The organism is Candidatus Omnitrophota bacterium (assembly GCA_040755155.1).
In the GTDB taxonomy this organism is placed as follows: Bacteria; Hinthialibacterota; Hinthialibacteria; order Hinthialibacterales; family Hinthialibacteraceae; genus JBFMBP01.
Window position 1 is genome coordinate 1 of sequence record JBFMBP010000016.1, and the last position, 17,111, is coordinate 17,111.

Here is a 17,111-nt window from a genome sequence, read left to right on the forward strand (position 1 = left end):
AATCAATATATCAAAATAGAAATTGAAAAACAAGAATTGAAATTCGCTTACTTAAAGCGGACGGAGAATCATAAAAAAATTGGGAGAAAAACCATGCCTCGACAAATAAATCTTATGGTAACGGCTTTAGGAATTGCAATGCTCGTCTTAACTACTGGAATCGCTCAAAGCGCCGAATCCGGCTCGTCCCAATCGGTCGAGATAACCATCGACGCATCCAAGACGAAAGAGCCAATATCCAAATACATCTATGGGCAATTCATCGAACACTTGGGGCGATGCATTTACGGCGGCATTTGGTCTGAGATGCTGGAAGACCGAAAATTCTATTTTCCCATCACGCCGGAGTTTAAGCCTTGGTCGATCGATACCGACCGCGATCATTGGAAGGGCGGCGATTTTCCCGTATTGACCGGCTCTCCCTGGAAAATCGTCGGCGACAAAAAGGGCGTGCTCATGACGAGCGAAAATTCGTTCGTAGGCGAACAAACGCCGGAGATTCTGCTTGCGGGAAAAGCGGGCGGCGTCGAGCAAGGCGAATTAGCGCTGCTCCAAGACAAGGAATATGCGGGTTACATCATCTTGGCGGGAGACGCCGCCGCCGCGCCTATTCAAATCAGCCTGATTTGGGGAGATGGGGATAGCGATAAAGAGACGGTTTCCATCGAGAAGATTGTCAGCGAATACGTCAAATATCCTTTTCATTTCCAAGCGAAAGCGTCGACCTCCGCAGGGCGGTTGCAAATCGCAGGGCAGGGAAAGGGCGCATTTAAGATTGGAACCGTCTCTCTGATGCCCGCCGATCATGTGGATGGATTTCGTCCCGATACGCTGCAATTGCTGAAGGAACTCAACTCGCCCGTCTATCGCTGGCCCGGCGGCAATTTTGTCAGCGATTACAACTGGAAAGACGGCGTCGGCGACCGCGACAAACGTCCCCCACGCAAGAATCCCGCTTGGACCGGCATCGAACCGAACGACGTAGGAATTCACGAATTCATGAATTTATGCAACCGTCTCGGCGCGGAGCCATACATTGCCGTCAATACCGGTCTGGGCGCGGTGGAAGCCGCCGCCGAAGAGGTGGAATATTGCAACGGTTCCGCCGATTCGCCGATGGGTAAATGGCGCGCCCAAAACGGCCATCCTCTACCCTTCCGCGTGAAATGGTGGGCTGTGGGCAATGAAATGTACGGCAGTTGGCAGAAAGGGCATATGCCGCTGGAAGATTATATGAAGAAGCATAATCGCTGCGCCGAATTGATGCGCGCCGCCGATCCTTCCATCCAACTCGTCGCCGTAGGCGCAGTGGGCGATTGGAGCCGCAATATGCTGACGTATTGCGCCGATCATATGGATTTGATCAGCGAGCATATTTACCGCAAAAACAAAGACGGCCTAGTGGAGCACGCCGCGCAAATCCGCGAGGACATCAAGCGCGTGGCCGATGAGCATCGCTCTTATCGGGCGACGATCAAAGCGTTGGAAGAAAAAAATATCCGCATCGCGATGGATGAATGGAATTATTGGTACGGCCAATATATCTATGGCGAACTCGGCTGCCGCTATCATTTGCAAGACGCGCTGGGAATCGCCGCCGGGCTGCACGAATATTTCCGAAACAGCGACATCTATTTCATGGCGAATTACGCCCAAACGGTTAACGTGATCGGCGCCATCAAAACCACAAAAACGGAAGCGCAATTCGACGCGACGGGCCTGGTTTTGAAATTGTATAGAAATCATTTCGGCGAAATTCCCGTCGAAGTAGGCGATGTTCCCCCGCCCCTCGACGCGGCCGCCGCCTGGACTCCGGATCTGCAAACGTTGACGATCGCCGTCGTCAATCCAACGCAAGACGCCATTGATTTGAGTGTCGAATTATCGGGCGCCGCCTTGGCGGATGAAGGCAAAATGAGTTTTATTACCGGTCCCGATAAAATGGCGTATAATGAACCGGGGCGGGAGCCGAAATTGCGAATCGAAGAGAAGACGGTTTCCAATCGCTCCGGCAATTGGCGTCTGCCCGCCTTAAGCGTTTCGTTGTTCGAATTTCCTAAAAAGCAATGAACTCCCTAGGAGGCGTAACATGGCGGATGAAATCGTTCTTCGCGTTAATGGGAGGGATTATTCCGTTCTCGCCGAACCCGATCGGATGTTGTTAAGCGTGTTGCGGGACGAATTGGATTTGACCGGAACGAAATACGGTTGCGGCGAAGGCCAATGCGGAGCGTGTACGGTTTTGATCGACGATAGTCCCAGAAAATCCTGCCTCACGAAGATATCCGCGGCGGCGGGAAAGGCCGTAACGACCATTGAAGGGCTTGCGCTAAAAGAAAACTTACATCCTTTGCAAACCGCTTTTTTGGAAGCGGACGCGTTTCAATGCGGTTATTGCGCGCCGGGAATGATTATGGCCGGCGTCGGCTTGTTGAAGAAGAACAGCCATCCTGCGCGGGAGGAGATTGCCGATTTCATGCAAGGGAATATTTGCCGTTGCGGAACCTATGGACGAATCGTCGAAGCCATCCAAAAAGCGGCGGCGGTTTTAGAGGAGAAAAAAGGATGAACGCCTTCACTCCCCAAAACGAAGCCATCGAACCGGAACGATACGAACTTTTCGCCGAATCCCTTTACCGCTTCGAAATGGATCGGCGCGAATTCTTCAAGATGTTAGGAGGGGGAATCGTCGTTCTCTCTTTTCTTGGAGATTCCGCCGCTCGGGAATCCCTTGAAGATCGGCGTTTCGCCGCCGGAAAGCGCAATCCTCCGGAAGTGGGAGCGTGGATTCACGTCGGCGAAAATGGAAGGATAACGGTTTATACCGGCAAGGCCGAACTCGGACAAAATATCCGCACTTCGTTAGCTCAGGCCGTCGCCGACGAATTGCCTGCGCCTTTGGAATCGATCGAACTGGCGATGGCGGATACGTCATTGACGCCTTACGATGCGGGGACGTTCGGCAGTCAAACTACGCCGAGAATGTCGCCGCAGTTGCGCAAAGCCGCCGCTGCCGCCCGCGAAATTCTCATTGATCTAGCGGCGGAAAATTGGAGCGTAAACCGTGAGTCTCTGCAAGCGGCTGAGGGGAAAATTCTGCACAAGGAGACGAACCGTTCCCTGACTTACGGCGAACTGGCTCAAGGCAAACAGTGGCTCAAAACGATTCCCGATTCCATAGCATTGAAGACGGCGGACCAATGGACCGTCTCCGGGCGATCTATTCCCGCCATTCACGCCCGGCCTCTTGTTACCGGCGAGCATAAATTCGCTTCCGACCGAAATCTTCCGGGTATGATGTTTGGGAAAATCTATCGTCCGCCTGCGTTTGGGGCGAAATTGAAATCGGCGGATTTGACGAAAGCGCAAGCGATGAAGGGCGTCGTCGTGGTTCAGGACGGCGATTTTATCGGCGCGGCGGCGGAAAACGAATATACGGCGTCCCAAGCCATTCGCTCCATCGAAACGGAATGGGAGAGAACGCCGCAGATTTCGGGCAAGGACCTTTACGAGCATCTTAAAAAAACGGGTGAAAACCAACGCGATTCGGTTCAAAACGACGGTTCGCTGGAAGAAGGCCGCAAGAATGCAAAATTTAACGCCAAGGCGGAGTATACCGTAGCCTATATCGCCCATACTCCGCTGGAGCCGAGAGCCGCTTTGGCCGTATGGGAAGACGGCCGGTTGACGGTTTGGACGGGAACGCAGCGGCCATTCGGGGTGCAAAGCGAATTGGCGCGGGCGTTGCGCCTTCCCGAAGACCGCGTCCGCGTCATTGCCCCCGATAAAGGATCGGGATACGGCGGGAAACATACGGGGGAAACGGCGATCGAAGCGGCGCGTCTCGCCAAGGCGGCGGGGCGTCCGGTGAAAGTCGTCTGGACGCGGGAAGAGGAATTCACCTGGGCCTATTTCCGCCCGGCGGGCGTGATCGAAGCCGAAGCCAGCGTTAACGAGAACGGAAGAATTACGGCGTGGGAATTTCACAACTACAATTCCGGCGCGGCGGGCATTCGGCATACCTACGATATTCCCAACCAGAAAATCGAGTTCCATCGTTCGGATTCGCCTCTGCGCCAGGGTTCCTACCGCTGTCTCGCCGCCACGGCGAATCATTTTGCGCGGGAATCGTTTATCGACGAATTGGCGAATGGCGTGAAGATGGATCCCTTGGAATTCCGGCTTAAAAATACGGCCGATGACCGCTTTAAGAATATTCTGACCGCCGCCGCCGAGCGATTTGGTTGGAGCAAAGCAAAATCTACGCAAGAACGCGGATTCGGAATCGCGGGAGGATTCGAAAAAGGTAGTTATATGGCGGTTTGCGTGGAAATCACCATCGATCCCGCGAGTAAAGAACTTAAAGTGATCCGCGCCGTGGAAGCCTTCGATTGCGGGCCGGTCATCAATCCCAATCATTTGAAGAATCAGATCGAAGGCATGATCATGATGGGCTTGGGCGGCGCTCTGTACGAAGCCATCGACTTCGAAGATGGGAAAATTCTTAACGCCAGGCTGTCGAAATACCGCGTCCCTCGTTTTCGTGATCTTCCCCAAATCGAATGCGTTCTGCTCGATCATAAAGATATCTACCCGGCGGGAGGAGGCGAGACGCCCATCGTCGGCATCGCCCCTGCGATCGGCAACGCCATTTTCAGCGCCATCGGGATCCGCCTCCGATCGCTGCCGATGATTCCAAAGGGTTTGAGCGCTTATTTCTGAACGATGAATAAGGAGAAAGGACGAATCAAAGATAGGGATTTATTCTTATGTCTATATAAGAATGAATAGAATTGTTCTTGCCATCGATTCTTCTACGAAAGGAAATTACCATAAAGAAGCAATAGAGAGATTAAACGATATTGTCATCTTTTTTTGGACGATGAGAATATTTTGGATATAACTTCTTAATGCAATCCGGGCAGATGCCGTGGGAAAAACTGGCTTCCGTATGGTGCGATATATATACTTCCACTTGCTGCCAATACCCTGCATCGTCGCGAATTTTCTTGCAATTGGAGCAAATAGGAATAATACCTCTCAAAACTTTAATTTCTTCAAATGCATTTTTTAATTTTGTATGAATTAAACTATTTTGAACCGCCAATCCAACATGTTCACCGATCATTTCCAAATATTCAATGAGATTTGCATCAAACCTTCCGATTCTATGATCGTTGAGTTGGATTAATCCAATTCGTTCGCCCTTGGCTTTGATAGGAATCAAAGCGACGGATTCGTAACCGCACGAATTGCAAGTATTTCTAGTTCGGCTTTGGCGATCCGCCTCGGTGGTGGACGCCAATAATCGCGAGGTATGATTCGACCAGAAACTTCCGTTTTTCGTAAAGAAAGGCAAGGCGGGATCAAATCGTCCGCGAATGACGTTTCCGCACATGCATTCCAATAGATATTCCTTGCCGCCGGATTCAAGAATGGGTTTCCCCGCGTCGTTTTTGGCGCACAGACTATTTTCTTTTTGAATGAATGTATCGGGGAAGCCATTATATACGTAATAAGGATAATCGCCGCTATCATGCAAACGTATAGCCACAGCTTCGCAGCGAGTTAAAGAATGGATGCGCTCTACGATAGTAAGAAGGGAATGGCGGAGGTCGACAAAATTATTGAGTTCGGCGCAAATTACTTTGGCGGTTTTTTCTCTTTCCAAGAGTTGTATGAGATCATTCATCGTCTTATCCATGATCTATACTCCGAAAATAGAAAAACCATAGAACATCTAAAATCTATTATATTATGAAAGGCAGAAATTGACATAGGGATTAAAAAGAAGCCTGTGTTAATCTTGCTGGTTTAGTCGAGTGGATATAGATCAAATATCCAGTTTTAGCGCCATAGGCATACGCTCCCCGATCGCTTCCGATGATTTTAAAGGATTTGAGCGTTTTTTTCTATACAATGAATATGGATGATTTGCCCCATATAGCATCGTTAGAGATAATGTCGAGTGACGCTTTTTTGTTAACTTGCCAAAAATACTTATGATTTGGAGGGAATGCTAAACAATTGCTTCAACCATTCGACGATAGATTCCGACTGCTTGCAAGATGGATCGAGATATTTTTTGGTTATCGCTAGGCCGAGCGGCGTTCCTGGATTTTCCTGCCAAGCCAGCCAAGTATGAATCTCCGCTTTAGCGCGATGATTTTCGATGAATCACTGTTGAGGAATGGAGGCGACGCAATCGCGCGCGTAAGTCAACAATTCGTCTCTAGCGGGAACCAGGCACTGGACAAAATCCTCCAATATCCCTGGCGTTTGATTGTCCGGCATGATCCAGACGCCTACACTAGGCCGAAACAAATCGGGAGGCACAATGATTGTTCCATTTTGGTTGGGTGATTTGGGCGGCGCATATCCTGCGTTCATTAAAATTGAATAAATGGATGTCCAACGATTTTCCATGCTTTCATCCGCATCCACAACCGCGCCAATAGTTGTGATGTCAATTGTCTTCACCAACTGAACGCGGAATACCTCTAAAAGATTTTCTATTCCTTTGCAATCTTTGATTTGAAAACAGTCTGGAAAGCCGTAGTGTTCAAGAAGAGAATAAAAAACATGCTCGTCGTCTTTGCCTTCCACTAGCAGCAAGGATTTTTTGTTCACGATTATCGCACCTCGATGTTTTCACGAGTAGCAACGGCAAGATCGTCGATGTTCATAAATGGCGCTCGGATTTCGTCCCCTCTCTTTATGAGATGGATCAGTTGGCTATCCACAACTTTATGCTCGCTGGCGGCTTTTTGAAAAGCGGAAATGCAGTCCCAACTATGAGTCGTAGCGAAGACTTGGACATTCAGCCGCTGAGCCAGCGTAAAGATCAAATTCCACATATCGGGTTGGATGGAATAATGCAGGCCGTTTTCGACTTCATCGATTAATAACATGCCTTCTTTAGCATTAACAAGGGCTAAAATAATGCCAAATAATTGATCAATTCCGCCGCCGAGGCTTTGTAAGGAAACTGGTGTATCCAAGTTTCTGACTCTTACCATAAAAGTTCGTTCATTGTCATTAACAGTTAAAGGTTTAAGAGATATTCTTAAGATATTATCAGCGATAATATTGATTCCCATTAATATTTCATCTTCAAGTGGAGTTAATTCCATATCATCCCACCATTTACATAAATTATTATAATCAATGCCTTTTGATGGGACAAAATAACAATGTGATATTTGATCAGAAACTTGAATTCGGTATAAGTCTGAAGAAAAATTATTTTTTTTAACTTCCAGATAATTTTTATTAAATTGCTGGATGCGAAGATCGACAAAAGGAAAATTAGTACGTGTTTTATTTATTATAATCTGTTTGGATCCTGAAAGGGGGATAGTTTGGATTTCTATTTGATCTATATTTTCCAAATTATCACAATAACCGTAGAAAAGATGATTTACAAATTCTATCTCATTTTTTGTTGGCACAACTTTTCTGATTACATGAGGCGAACCCTGATGGCCATAAATATTAATCGCCTCCAACAACGTCGTCTTCCCAACATTATTCTTCCCCGTAATCAAGTTAATCTGAGCAAGATGTTCGATTTGCAGGTGCTTGAAAAGGCGAAAGTTTTTTATCTCCAACGAGGGCAGCATTGGAGTTCTCCTTGATTTCAAATAGATTCGGCGTTCAACGCCTCCATCCATAATATAAGAGAGGGGAAAATAAATAAACTCCCGAAATGGATTATCGCAGGGAAGGATCAAATATCTAAAATCGCCATGAACGCTTCTTGCGGCAGTTCGACGTTGCCGACGCTTTTCATGCGGCGTTTGCCTTCGCGCTGGCGTTCCAGCAGTTTGCGCTTGCGGGTGATGTCGCCGCCGTAGCATTTGGAGGTGACATTTTTGCGCAGGGCTTTGACGGTTTCGCGGGCGATGATCTTGGCGCCGACGGCGGCTTGGATGGCCACGTCGTATTGCTGGCGTGGCACCACCTGGCGCAGCTTTTCCGCCAGCAACTTGCCTTTCGTGTAGGCTCTGTCGCGGTGAGTGATGATGGAGAGGGCGTCTACCGGCGAGCCGTTCAGCAGCATATCCAGTTTAACCAGCGGCCCTTCGCGGTATTCCAGAAATTCGTAGTCGAAGGAAGCGTAGCCGCGCGAGATTGACTTCAATTTGTCGTAGAAATCGAGAATCACTTCGCCCAGCGGATACTCGTAACGCATGAGCGTACGGTCGCTGCCGAGGTATTCCAGCCCCTTATCGATGCCGCGCCGATCCATCGACAGTTTCATGATGCCGCCGATGTAATCGGGATGGGTAATGATGGTGGCGGCGATATAAGGCTCGCGGATTTCTTCGATGAGGTTGAGCGGCGGCAGGTCGATGGGCGTTTCCACCATGACGATGTCGCCGTTGGTTTTGAGCACTTCGTAGGAGACGTTGGGCGCGGTAGTGATGAGCGAGAGATCGTATTCTCGTTCAAGTCGCTCCTGGATGACCTCCATGTGCAACATGCCCAAAAAGCCGCAGCGGAAGCCGAAGCCGAGAGCGGCGGATGTTTCCGGCTCGAAATGGAAGGCGGCGTCGTTGAGCACTAACTTGTCGAGGCTCTTGCGCAATTCCTCGTACTGGGCGGGGCTAGTGGGATAAAGTCCGCAGAAGACCATGCTCTTTGGGTCTTTATAGCCGGGCAGGGGATGGATAGCAGGCTTCTTTTTGTGGGTGAAGGTGTCGCCGATGCGCACCTCGGAAACGTCGCGGATGCCGGCGACGATGTAGCCAACCTCGCCCGTTTCCAGGCGGTCGACTTTGAGCATCTTAGGAGTGAAAACGCCCATCTCTTCGATCTCGTACTCCCGATCCTGCGCCATGGACTCGATCCAATCGCCGACGGCGAAGGCGCCGTCCACGATGCGCACGTAACTGACGACGCCGCGATAGGTATCGTACATACTGTCGAAAATAAGTGCGCGGGCTGGGACGTTCTCGTCACCCTGGGGTGGAGGCACGCGGCGCACGATGGCTTCCATGATCTCTTTGACGCCAAGACCGGTTTTTGCGCTAGCGAGAATAGTCTCTTCCTCGGTACTGCCGATCAGTTCGTGAATCTGCCGCATGACGTTATCGGGATCGGCGTTGGGCAGGTCGATCTTGTTGATGACGGGAATGATTTCCACATTCTGGTCAAGAGCTTTGTAGAGATTGGCGACGGTTTGGGCTTCCACGCCTTGGGCGGCGTCGACGACGAGGATTGCCCCTTCGCAAGCGGCCAGCGCCCGCGAGACTTCGTAGGTGAAATCGACGTGGCCGGGCGTATCGATTAGATTCAGTTGGTAGGTCTGCCCATCGTTCGCTTTATAGAAGATGCGTACGGCTTGGGCTTTGATGGTGATTCCGCGCTCCCGTTCCAAATCCATGCTATCAAGATATTGCGCGCGCATTTCCCGTTGGGAAACGCTGCCCGTCATCTCGAGGAAGCGGTCGGCGAGGGTGCTTTTCCCGTGATCGATGTGGGCGATAATCGAAAAATTGCGTATCAGGTCTCGTTTCATAGAGCTTTATATTTTATTCGCACCACCCCCCGTAAACAATCCCGCGATGGATGAAAGGAAGAGAATCCAACATTTCCGGCAGCGGCGGCATGGGGAGCGAATTGACTTTTCCATGACGGAGGCGCGAGACGCCGCTATCTTATCGTCATAGAGTTTGTTAAAATCGGATGCGCTTTTGGATTAAGCGATCTGGAACAAGGAGCAGATATTATGTCAGCGATTACGACGCGGAGAGATTTTATAAAACAATCAATTGCAGGCGTAGGAACCATAGCGGCGGTTCCCGCGTGGGCGGAATCCGCTCCCAGCGCCACTGACCGGGTGGAACTAGGCAAGACGGGCATCAAAGTGTCTCGCATCGCCATGGGAACGGGATTTCGCGGACATAGAAGGTCGTCCGCTCAAACTCGCCAAGGTTTGGAGAGTTTCAAGAAGCTGGCTCTTCATGGCTACGAAAGCGGCTTGAATTTTTTCGATATGGCCGATCTTTACGGTTCCCATACCTTTGTTAGGCATTCGTTAACGGGCATTCCCCGCGAAAATCTAGTATACATGAGCAAAATTTGGTTCCGGAGCGGGGATGGATTCGAAGCGACGCAGGCGGCCAAACCGAAAGTGGAGCGTTTTCTCCAAGAACTCAACACGGATTATCTCGATATATGCTTGATTCATTGCCTGAGCAGCGCCAATTGGCCTAACGAACTCAAGGAACTGCGGGACGGGATGTCGGAACTGAAAGAAAAAGGAAAAGTACGCGCCATCGGCTGCTCTTGCCATGATTTCGGGGCGTTGAAAGTCGCCGCCGAGGATCCGTGGGTAGATGTCCTATTGGCCCGCATCAATCCTAAAGCCCTTTCGATGGATGTGGATAAGCCTGAAGAAGTCAAAGACGTGGCCGACGTTTTGAAGAAAGCGCGCGCCAATGGCAAAGTCGTCCTCGGTATGAAGATTTTCGGCGAAGGACGCTTGACGGATAAAGCGGATCGCGGGGAATCCATGAAATTCTCCTGGGGCAACCAGCTGATCGACGCTATGACCATCGGCTTCGAGAAGCCGGAGCAAATTACCGAAACCATCGAACATCTGACGCAAGTGCTGCGCACGTTGTAGAAAATTTTCAAATCTATATGTATACCATCAAGCGGGGCCATATTCGGCCCCGCGCCGTTTCGGCGTTCTCGGTAGGGGAAACTCCCGTTCTTTACTCTAAAAAAAATGGATGAGTTCTCTATTCATATATATTATTATAGAAAATAGCGATTGGTTTTTCCTTGAGGCTCTTGCAAAATTAATAAAACCCGCTTTTAAATTCTCCCCCCAAGCTTGGGGAGAGTTAGAGGGGGGTTGATTATGTTAGACTTAAAACAACCCCCTCCTAACCTCCCCCAGGCTTGGGGGAGGAATAATAGAGTTTTGCAAGAGGCTCAATAGCGATTGGTTTTTCCTTATGAATAGATTTGGGCGGGAGGCGTTGAATGATCTCTTCAAAGACTCATCTTGCATTATTCCTTTGTTTGGCGGCGGCTTCGGCGGCGGGACAAGTGGTTATCAACGAAATCCACTATAATCCCCCGGACAATGGGCAGGAGGCGGGTTCGCTGCGCGAATTCGTGGAGATTTACAATCCCGGCCCTAACCTCGCCGATCTATCGAATTACTCTTTCCAAAAAGGCATTCAATTCGTTTTTCCGGTGGGAACGGCGCTAGGAGCGGATGGGTATATCGTCCTGGCTCGCGATCCTTATCATTCTTCTTGGAACCGTTCGCGATTGAATATCTATGGGCCGTATGAAGGAAAACTGTCCAATAGCGGCGAGAACCTGACGCTGTTGCGCCCCGACGGAACCGTTGTCGACAGCGTCAAATACCGCGACCTGCCGCCTTGGCCGCAAGGAGCTGACGGCTACGGTTCTACATTGGAACGCATCGCCTGGGATTTGCCCTCCAGCGATTACCATACCTGGCGCGCTTCTATGGCAACGGTAGGAACTCCCGGCGCAAAGAATTCCGTAATGGACGTTCCACCCCGCCCCGTCATCACCGCCGTGGAAATCATTCCTCCGCATCCTACTTCTAACGATTCCGTCACCATTCGCTTAGGCCTGGACGCTCCCGATGCAATCGATTTCGTGAATCTCGGCGTCGAAAGGGTGGGAGAAAGCGAAACCGCGTTATTTGGTTTGCAATCGGAATGGCGTTATTGGCCGGGGCAAACGGCGCCAACGAGTGGTTTGGAATGGACGAAATTGGAATTCGACGATTCCCAATGGCTGACGGGAAAAGCCGGATTCGGTTATGGGGATACGGAGCATTTGGGCACGATTCTTAATAACATGCAGAATAGATATTCGACGGTTTTTATCCGCCGCCATTTTGCTATCGCCGATCCCGCAAGCATTGGATCGTTAACCTTGAATATTTATGTGGATGACGGATTCGTCTGTTATATCAACGGCGCGGAGGTTGCGCGGTATCTGGCGCCGGAAACGATCGGATATCAATCGGTAGCCGTCGGCAGCCATGAATATAACGAAATGCAGACCTATTCCCTAGGCGAGGGACGGAACCTGTTGCGGAAGGGCGATAACGTCATCGCCCTCGTAGGATTGAATACGAATCTCTCCAGTTCCGACCTGGTGCTGGCGCCGTGGTTGGCGTACCGCAAATCGCAATCCATGATCGCTATGCAAAAGGTTGCGGAGTCGGCGCAAAGCGCCACTTGGGAGGCGACGCTGGCGCCTTCGCCATCGCAGTCGCTGATGCGCTTCAATGCGGAAGTTCGGCTTAAAGGAGGAATTTCGATTCGGTTGCCTTATAGTATGGAGCCGGTTCCTTTTTACTCTTATTTTGTCTATGACAGAGAGATCAATACGCTTTTGCCCATATTGTGGATTGCGTCTCCGGTTGTTTCTTCGCTGCCGTCTGCGCCGCGCTCCTTCGGCGGCGCCGCGATCTTGCCCGTGGGAGAATCCGCGCCCAAGGTTTACGATGGAGCGGAAATCGTTGCAGCGCACAACGGCGTAAAGGTGAAGATCGTTAAGGGCCAGGAATTTCGCGGCAACCGCACGTTCAACGTCATTCCCGAAGCGCCGGTTCGTGGAACCAACGCCGGAGAGAGCGCGCCCTTCCGGGAGCACTTAGGCTTCTGGCATTATCAGGAGATGGGGGTGATCTCGTCCTGGGCGGAATTTTTCCGCGTGGTCTCGCTTCCGGCCTCCGCAGGAGCGCTGCAAACCCAGCGCCTGGTGGTGGAGCAGGTCAACGAAACCATGATGGAACTCCACGGCTTTCAATCCGATGGCGAGCTATACAAGTTGCAATACGCGCAGCCCAATTGGGAGAAGCACACCAATCTGGAAGAAGGAACCGCCAGCATCCAGGCTTTGCTTAAAGCGCTTGGCAATCCGGCAACGCGGCGGGAGACAATGGATCGCGAAATCGATCTGGACGAATTCATGCGCTACAGCGCCGCTTCGGTTTTTCAGAGCAATTGGGATGGATTTTGGAATAACAACTGGATGTACAAAGAGCCGGGCGAGAATAGACGCTGGGTGATCGCTCCCTGGGATTTGGATTGGTCGTGGGGTTCTACGACCGGCGCCATGTACGCCAAAATGCCGACAACGTTTCCCATCGACGGCGTCGCCGTAGGAGCCGCTCAAGCCTCGCGGGCGCCTGGCCCCGTTACCTCGAACCTGCATAAAGACGCCGAATTTCATACGCAGTATTTGCATTTCATGCGCAACGAATTGGATCGCGGCTTTTCCGATGAAAAAATGTTCTCCAAGATGGACGAGATGGAGAGTCTGTTGCGAATGGATTTGGAAAAATGGGAGACGCAATCGCGCTCCCGGCGCGCCGACCGCCATACTATTATTCACCAATCCTATACGGATATCAAAACCTTCGTCACGCAACGAAGGCTCTATCTCAACGGCGCTCTGCCCGTATCCGTGGAGGATTGGGAGATTTTCGGAAGTTGAGCGCGGAATTGCTCGTCGAAAAATTGTATAACTTGCGTTTCGACGTAGGGCGCTAAGAAGAAGCCTGTGAAGAATACCGCCGAATAGTGTCCGGCGGGAAGATAGACTGTTTTGGGGCGGCCGAGGGCTTTTCGCAACAGTTCGCCGTTGCGGCGGGGCACGGTATGATCCATCCGCGCCAGGATCATCATGCAGCGATCGGCGTCGACGAATCGAGCGCAGCGCAGGGGTTCAGCCAGCATTTTTTCGCGGACGAGTTTTTCCCATTCTCGGGGAGTCGTCTTGTTTTTCTTTATGGAGTAATTCCGGAACCGGCGTATTTTTTTTAGATTGCTATGGTTGAAGATCGATGCCAAGTCGCCACCCGCCAGGGCGAAGACGTTCGCTTTCAACCGCTGATCCACTGCCGCCAGAATCACGTTTTTGATTCCGCCGTAACTAATGCCGAAACTTCCCAATGCATCGCCGTCCACTTCCGGCCGGGCGGCGAGCCAATCGAGAGCCAGGCAGTCGCGGATGACGGCGTTGCGCAACTGATCCTCGATATGATCGATATGGGGCGTTCCTTTGAAAAATTCCGGGGGACGATGGACGACAAGGCTATGATATCCGCGCTCGGATAAATAACGCGCAAAATGAGAAGCGATTCGGTTTTCTCCTCCCAAAATGGGAGAGATGAGAATGCCCGGATGAAGGCCTGGCTGAGAACTGGGATAATAATCCATAATCAATAAAGGCTGTTCCGAAGATTCGCGATCCGGCCAATCGATGGCAAGGCGTTCGAAGCCTTCGGCTTTTCTTTCGGCGCGCTTCACGCTCCAACTCGCGGGAACGGCGAATTCGCTGCAAAGACTCTCGGAACGCGGGGCTGGTCCCGTGTAATGGGAATCCAAGCGAATCGTGGCGCAATTCGCGAAAAGCGCGATGGAGAGAAGCGCAAATCCTCCAATCCCTCGGCCATAAGAGGAAGATGCGAATTTTTTCATCAAAGAAAACGCATAATCAGACATGATTCCACTAGCCGTCTTTATTCACTAAGCGCTCTTGTTTCGCAATTCCATTACTTCGATCTTGTATCTGATTTATGTTAAAACGCATGATTGGGGGATGAAGTTATCGCTTTAGGAGGAATAAAAGAGAAGGATTCAATTGATCGTTATGGCGGGATAGCCGTCCGCAAGGGTTTATTATTGGAGTAATCGAGGTATGATAAAATAGGATCAAGGAACGGCGTCCAAGAAGAAATCAAGCGGATTGACAAATCGATCTTAGTGGAATATTATGATTAAGTTACCCCCTAGAGGGGTGATTTTTTTTGTTCGTCCGAACTCGGAAACGCCGGATCTTTTTTAGAATAATAAAGGAATGACGAATTCGTAAAACTTGAAAAATAAGTGGATTGCGTTCATTCTATCGCCATAGCGAATCGTTAAAACCAAGCCTAAATTTTAAAAAGAAGGAAAACAATCATCATGGGCGAGGGCCTGTTAAAACGCATTATCGATTCTTTAAAAGGCTCGAAATTTATCACCACGAAGACGGGCGAATTCATCTACGGCGTTCTAACGGAGTTGGATACGGTTACCTGGCCGTCGAAAGACGAAGTCTACAACTCGACCATCGTCGTGTTGATTACAGTGGTTCTATTCGCGATGTACAGCGGCCTGTGGGATTTCATTATGAATTTCGCCCGGAAGGCGTTGTTTACCTTTTACCAATAAGACGCAGTCCCGCTGGGCCGGAACCTTAAAATCGCTCCGGCGCCGATTGGCGCGATTCCTTCGTTTGTTTAAGGTTAAATCTTATGAACAAAAAGTGGTATGTCGTACATACCTACGCTGGATCGGAAAATAAGGTGAAGGAGAACATCGAATCCGCCGCTCGTGCGGAGGGGATGTCCGATCGCGTCAGCCAAATCCTGATTCCTACGGAGGAAGTAGTTGAAATCCGGGATGGGAAGCGGTCAATCTCCAAGCAAAAAATTTTTCCCAGCTATATTATCGTCGAAATGGATTACGACGACGATACCTGGGCTTTGATTAAGAATACGCCCGGCGTTACGGGATTCGTCGGAACGGGACGCACGCCGATCCCCCTGTCGGACGAGGAAGTGGACAACATCCGCGCGCACATGGTGGCCACGGAAGACAAGCCTCGGCCCAAGATTCAATTCGAAGTCGGAGAATCGGTGAAAGTTATCGAAGGGCCGTTTTACAATTTCACCGGCTACGTAGCGGAGATCAACGAAGAGCGCGGACGCCTTAAAGTGATGGTGGATATTTTGGGGCGCTCCACGCCGGTGGAACTCGATTTTCTGCAAGTGGAAAAAGCGACCTGACGCTTCCGCCGCCAAGCTCCGCTATCGCAATGAAAGATAGCCGGGAAGGAGTGTAGGGTGGAAAAGTCGGGATGATCGTTTCATTCGAATCGTCAAGGAGATTAAGAAATGCCTCCGAAGAAAGTACTCGCGCAAGTAAAGCTGCAGTGTCCGGCCGGACAGGCCAACCCGGCGCCGCCCGTCGGACCCGCGCTCGGCCAGCATGGAATCAATATCATGGATTTCTGCAAGCAATTCAACGAGCGCACCAAAGATCAGATGGGGATGATTATCCCCGTAGTCATCACCGTATACCAGGACCGTTCCTTCAGTTTCATTACCAAGACGCCGCCCGCGGCCGTCTTGATTAAAAAGGCGGTGAAACTGGCCAAAGGCTCCGGCGTTCCCAACCGGGACAAAGTGGGGAAAATCACCCGCGCCGAATGCTTGGAAATCGCCAAGCTGAAGATGCCGGACCTGAATGCAAACGATGCCGAACACGGCGCCAGCATGATCGCGGGCACCGCGCGTTCCATGGGAGTCGAGGTGATTGACTAATGGCTAAAGGAAAACGATACGTAAAAGCCTTGGAGAACGTCGAACGGGGGAAACTATACACCCTCGCCGAAGCGGTGGAATTGGTCAAGAAGAACGCCACCGCCAAGTTCGACGAAACCGTGGAACTGATCGCCAATCTGGGCATTGACCCCAAGAAAGCGGATCAACAGGTTCGCGGCACCGTATCCTTGCCGCATGGTACCGGCAAGAGCGTACGCGTCGTCGTCTTCGCAGAAGGCGATCAGGCGGCGGAAGCCATGAAAGCGGGCGCCGACCGCGTAGGCAGCGAAGACTTGGCGAAAGCGATCATGGAAGGCTTCACGGATTTCGACGTCGCCATCGCCGCGCCGGATATGATGCGCCATGTCGGAAAGTTGGGAAAGATTCTCGGTCCGCGCGGCTTGATGCCCAACCCTAAAACCGGAACTGTTACCAACGATATCGCCAAGGCCGTGAACGAATTTAAAGCGGGCAAGATCGAATACCGCGCCGACAAAGCGGGCGGCATCCATGTTCCCGTGGGCAAAGCCTCTTTTACGCCAAGCAATCTTATCGACAATATTCGCACCGTCATCCAGGCTTTGCTGCGCGCCAAGCCAACGGCGGCCAAAGGAACCTATATGAAAAGCGTTTATCTCGCTTCCACGATGGGACCGGGAGTGCGCATTGACGCGAGCGATTTGCGCGAAATTTCCCGCGCGGCGTAACGAGGGATTTTTAGAAAAATCGA

General features: G+C 50.9%; 13 protein-coding genes and 1 pseudogene. 9 read left to right on the top strand and 5 right to left on the bottom strand.

Annotated features, from left to right (window positions below; translation table 11 throughout):
* The first annotated feature begins 93 nt into the window (after positions 1–93).
* The 3 genes from AB1656_01805 to AB1656_01815 are packed head-to-tail and all read left to right on the top strand — an operon-like array spanning position 94 to position 4,722.
* Positions 94–2,070, top strand: a complete 1,977-nt coding sequence (locus AB1656_01805) for an alpha-L-arabinofuranosidase C-terminal domain-containing protein (GenBank protein MEW6234098.1) — start codon at positions 94–96, stop codon at positions 2,068–2,070.
* Positions 2,071–2,089: 19 nt separating this feature from the next.
* On the top strand, positions 2,090–2,569 hold the full coding sequence (locus tag AB1656_01810) for a (2Fe-2S)-binding protein (GenBank protein ID MEW6234099.1): 480 nt from the start codon (positions 2,090–2,092) through the stop codon (positions 2,567–2,569).
* On the top strand, positions 2,566–4,722 hold the full coding sequence (locus AB1656_01815) for a molybdopterin cofactor-binding domain-containing protein (protein ID MEW6234100.1): 2,157 nt from the start codon (positions 2,566–2,568) through the stop codon (positions 4,720–4,722). Before AB1656_01810 ends, AB1656_01815 begins: the two co-directional genes overlap by 4 nt.
* Positions 4,723–4,852: 130 nt before the next feature.
* Here AB1656_01815 and AB1656_01820 read toward each other — a convergent pair whose 3' ends face one another.
* The 4 genes and pseudogenes from AB1656_01820 to lepA form a co-directional block, all read right to left on the bottom strand.
* Positions 4,853–5,692 carry a GAF domain-containing protein gene (locus AB1656_01820; GenBank protein ID MEW6234101.1) on the bottom strand — a complete coding sequence of 280 codons (840 nt, stop codon included), beginning with the start codon at positions 5,690–5,692 and terminating at the stop codon, positions 4,853–4,855.
* Between the two features lie 308 nt (positions 5,693–6,000).
* Positions 6,001–6,630 (bottom strand): annotated as a pseudogene (locus tag AB1656_01825) (DUF3226 domain-containing protein).
* Positions 6,631–6,632: 2 nt separating this feature from the next.
* The gene (locus AB1656_01830; GenBank protein MEW6234102.1) at positions 6,633–7,622 is read right to left on the bottom strand and encodes an AAA family ATPase; all 990 of its coding nucleotides are present in this window, start codon (positions 7,620–7,622) and stop codon (positions 6,633–6,635) included.
* Between the two features lie 107 nt (positions 7,623–7,729).
* Positions 7,730–9,523: a translation elongation factor 4 gene (lepA, locus tag AB1656_01835; protein MEW6234103.1), complete on the bottom strand. Its 1,794-nt coding sequence runs from the start codon at positions 9,521–9,523 to the stop codon at positions 7,730–7,732.
* A 210-nt stretch (positions 9,524–9,733) separates the two neighbouring features.
* Between lepA and AB1656_01840 the strand changes: the two genes are divergently transcribed.
* Positions 9,734–10,633 carry an aldo/keto reductase gene (locus tag AB1656_01840; protein ID MEW6234104.1) on the top strand — a complete coding sequence of 300 codons (900 nt, stop codon included), beginning with the start codon at positions 9,734–9,736 and terminating at the stop codon, positions 10,631–10,633.
* 365 nt (positions 10,634–10,998) lie between these two features.
* Complete coding sequence (locus tag AB1656_01845) at positions 10,999–13,506, top strand: CotH kinase family protein (protein ID MEW6234105.1); 2,508 nt, start codon at positions 10,999–11,001, stop codon at positions 13,504–13,506.
* Here AB1656_01845 and AB1656_01850 read toward each other — a convergent pair.
* Positions 13,449–14,516 (bottom strand): prolyl oligopeptidase family serine peptidase, encoded by a 1,068-nt coding sequence (locus tag AB1656_01850; protein MEW6234106.1) that lies wholly within the window; start codon positions 14,514–14,516, stop codon positions 13,449–13,451. The two genes, AB1656_01845 and AB1656_01850, sit on opposite strands and share 58 nt — an antisense overlap.
* A gap of 462 nt (positions 14,517–14,978) precedes the next feature.
* Here AB1656_01850 and secE point away from each other — a divergent pair, with 462 nt between their 5' ends.
* The 4 genes from secE to rplA all read left to right on the top strand — a co-directional run bounded on the left by secE (position 14,979) and on the right by rplA (position 17,088).
* Positions 14,979–15,227, top strand: a complete 249-nt coding sequence (gene secE, locus AB1656_01855; protein ID MEW6234107.1) for a preprotein translocase subunit SecE — start codon at positions 14,979–14,981, stop codon at positions 15,225–15,227.
* Between the two features lie 83 nt (positions 15,228–15,310).
* Positions 15,311–15,844 (top strand): transcription termination/antitermination protein NusG, encoded by a 534-nt coding sequence (gene nusG / locus AB1656_01860; GenBank protein MEW6234108.1) that lies wholly within the window; start codon positions 15,311–15,313, stop codon positions 15,842–15,844.
* A gap of 108 nt (positions 15,845–15,952) precedes the next feature.
* Positions 15,953–16,381, top strand: coding sequence for a 50S ribosomal protein L11 (gene rplK, locus AB1656_01865; GenBank protein ID MEW6234109.1), 429 nt, complete (start codon positions 15,953–15,955; stop codon positions 16,379–16,381).
* On the top strand, positions 16,381–17,088 hold the full coding sequence (gene rplA / locus AB1656_01870) for a 50S ribosomal protein L1 (protein ID MEW6234110.1): 708 nt from the start codon (positions 16,381–16,383) through the stop codon (positions 17,086–17,088). The genes rplK and rplA overlap by 1 nt, the downstream gene beginning before the upstream one ends.
* Positions 17,089–17,111 lie beyond the last annotated feature (23 nt).